The following is a 3,203-nucleotide window of genomic DNA, read 5'->3' as shown; positions in this document are numbered from 1 at the left end:
ACCTTGGGGAACTGTTTTCGGTCATCAGAGTTGAATCCACGCTGTCTTGAGATTGAGGAATTTATCGAGGGCATGCGGCGACTAGTCGTGACCGTTGCCAGATTGTCCGACGCCACCGAGCGGCACGGTGATGTCCGGCCCTCCATATGTGTTGACGTGGACGACGCCGGCCCTGATCGCCCTTACCATGCGATGGGCGCGCGAGAGGTTGGACGTCCAGACGCCGGATGCCAGCCCGTAAATCGTCGAGTTTGCGATCCGAACCGCGGCGGCCTCATCGTCAAAGGGCGTGATCGCAAGCACCGGGCCGAACACTTCTTCCTGGGCAAGGACTGCGTCTGAAGCGACTTGGTCAAACACTGTCGGCGCCATGAAGAAGCCGCCCGTTTCCTCGCGGATTCGGGTCCCGCCGGTCAGTAGCGAGGCGCCTTCGGCCTTGGCCCTTGTCACAAATTCGAGGTTCTTGGAGAGTTGGTCACCACTTACAATCGCTCCCGCCTCGGTATTTAGATCGAGAGGATCGCCCAACCGCATTTTCGAGGCGAACTCGGCCACTTTGCGAGCGAAATCACTGTGGATGGCGCGCTCCACAAGCAGGCGGGAACCGGCTACACAAACCTGACCGGAATTACGGAATATGCCATAGGCCGCGACCTTGGCTGCCTGATCGAGATCCGGTGCGTCCGCGAACACCACGTTCGGCGACTTACCTCCGAGTTCGAGATAGACGCGCTTGAGATTAGATCGGGCGGAATATTCGAGAAGCCTCCGCCCTACGGGACCAGAGCCCGTGAAAGCCAGCACATCGACGTCATTGTGGAGTCCGAGTGCGGCGCCGACGACGGAACCCTGCCCGGTGACCACATTGAAGACGCCGGGCGGCAGGCCAGCCTCCGAACAGATCTCCGCCAAACGCAGCAAGGTAAGTGATGCGACCTCAGCCGGCTTTACGACAACCGAATTTCCGGCCGCCAGCGCGGGAGCGATTTTCCATGCTCCGATCATCATCGGGAAATTCCACGGAACAATCACGCCAACAACGCCGACCGGCTCATGATGAACCAGGCCGAGAACCGAAGCGGCCGTCGGGGCGATTTCGCCGTAGACCTTGTCGATCAACTCGCCGTAGTAGCGGAACGTGTTTGCTGCGCTTCCAGGCTCCGCCTTTATCGCCATTGAGATTTCGGTGCCGTTGTCGCGGACTCCGAGCACGGCCAGTTCGAGCGCATTCTTTTCGATCAGTTCGGCGATGCGGTGCATCACCTTCTTGCGTTCGGCCGGCGCAGCCCTCGACCATAATCCACGGTCGAAACTCGCCCTGGCACTCGCCACCGCCAGGTCGATATCGCCTTCTTCGGCTTCAGCGAGGCGCGTAAGGATTGACCCATCAAGCGGCGATATCACCTCGCGCGTCCCGCCTTTCAGGGCCTTGCGCGCTTTTCCGTCGATGAAAAGCCCTTGCTCCGGAACTGAAAGCCCCCGAAGCTGGTCGATCTGGATTTGATCCATTGGTTGTCCTTACGGTCGGTTCCGAGTCGTTCTCAGTCACGCTAAATCGGAATGGTGTCGCGGGCTGCCTTCAGCGGTCAGATAGACCGAGCCAGCGGGACGAGCGTTTTGAGGCAAATTCATTCGGATTTCCCATTATGGCTTGACCGTCGTTTCGCGGTTCATTATTGTCACCATCAGTTTAAAAAGCTTGCATTAGGTTTGAAGTTCTGTCAAGTAGCACTCATCGAGGAGAGGAAATCGTKCCGAAATCCGGACCTGGGGAAACAGTTCCAATGATGAAAAGCGTCGATAGGGCGCTTTATCTACTTTCATATTTTACCGTGCAGGAACCGGAATGGGGCCTGAGCGACCTCGCCCGAAAGTCCAAAGTCGACAAAGCAACGACTCTTCGGATCCTTGTTGCGCTTATTCGCAACGGCTTTGTGGAACAGCATGCGGAAACCAAGAAATACCGCCTGGGGATTGCCGTACTCAGGCTGGCTCGGGTTAGAGAAGCTAGTTTCCCGCTCCTGTCATTCATCAATCCCGTGCTCGACAGGCTTGCCGAGGAGATGGAAGAAACCGCGCACGCCACACTGGCGGCCGAGACCGCAATGAGCACGGTTGCGGTGACGGAGCCGAAGAGATCGACCCGTGTCTGGGTGAACCCGTCGCAATTGCTGCCTTTTCACGCGACCGCATCTGGTCTGGCGTTTCTGGCGTTCGCCGCGCCTGAGGTCCGCGACGGGGTTTTTGCCGAGGGAGAATTGGTCAGGTACACGAAAAATACCGTGGTCGACGAAGAGGAATTGCGGGCGCAATTGGACCAAATCAGGAATCGCGGCTTCGCCTTTGCGCCTGGGTCTTTTGAAGTGGAATCGAGCGGTGTGGCCGCGCCGATCTTTTCCAGCAGTGGCGACGCTTTTGGATCGGTGGCGATCGCCGGTGTCGCATCTCGAATGACGAAGGACAGGCAGTTGAAAGCCGCACGGCTCGTAGTCGGGGCTTCGGTGGAAATATCTCGCGCAATCGGCGCTGAACCTCATCCGAGCATCCTGCGTGCAACGAAGGATCTTCTTGATGCCTGAACGCCGTAGTGCGCTTGTCCTCGATTTCGGCGGTGTGATCTCGAAAACGGTCTTTGAAACCCAGCGCCTGAACGAGGCCGCCTTGGGACTGCCTGCAGGCACCCTTGACTGGATGGGCCCCTTCGACACCGATGGCGACGCGTTGTGGCRACAGATGCAGTCCGGGGCAATCACCGAACGGGACTACTGGTACACGCGGGCACGCGAGACCGGCAAGCTCCTCGGCGAGACCTGGGATGAACTCCCCGTGTTCCTCCAGCGCATCCGGGGTGATGATCCGCAGCTGATGATCAGACCAGAGGCGTTGCGCGCGATTGAGGTTGCCAAGGACGCGGGTAAGAAGCTTGCCATCCTGTCGAATGAGCTCGATCTGTTCTATGGCGCGGGATTTCGGTCCAAGCTTCCATTCCTTCAGATGTTCGACCTGATCGTCGACGCGACGTACACAAAAATCCTGAAACCCGACCCGCGCGCTTACGGGTTCGTCTTCGACGGGCTTGGCCTTGCCCCTTCGGATTGCGTGTTCGTGGACGACCAGGCCAAGAACGTCAAAGGAGCGTCGGACGTCGGGATGCACATCGTGCACTTCGATGTTACCCGGCCAGGCGAAAGCTATGCCCAGGC

The 3,203-nt window shown here is 58.6% G+C and carries 3 protein-coding genes; 2 read left to right on the top strand and 1 reads right to left on the bottom strand.

Features of this window, described 5'->3' with window-relative positions; genetic code table 11:
- Positions 1-81 precede the first annotated feature (81 nt).
- On the bottom strand, positions 82-1,509 hold the full coding sequence (locus ACXJ7R_RS28390; protein ID WP_457154722.1) for an aldehyde dehydrogenase family protein: 1,428 nt from the start codon (positions 1,507-1,509) through the stop codon (positions 82-84).
- A gap of 275 nt (positions 1,510-1,784) precedes the next feature.
- Between ACXJ7R_RS28390 and ACXJ7R_RS28385 the strand changes: the two genes are divergently transcribed.
- Positions 1,785-2,579, top strand: coding sequence for an IclR family transcriptional regulator (locus tag ACXJ7R_RS28385; RefSeq protein ID WP_457154721.1), 795 nt, complete (start codon positions 1,785-1,787; stop codon positions 2,577-2,579).
- Positions 2,572-3,203 (top strand): HAD-IA family hydrolase (locus ACXJ7R_RS28380; RefSeq protein ID WP_457154720.1); only part of this gene is annotated, 632 nt, incomplete at its 3' end. The genes ACXJ7R_RS28385 and ACXJ7R_RS28380, both read left to right, overlap by 8 nt.

The organism is Mesorhizobium sp. P5_C1 (genome assembly GCF_054049815.1).
The sequence above is the reverse complement of the archived record's forward strand: the minus strand, read 5'-3'. Positions and strand labels throughout refer to the sequence as shown.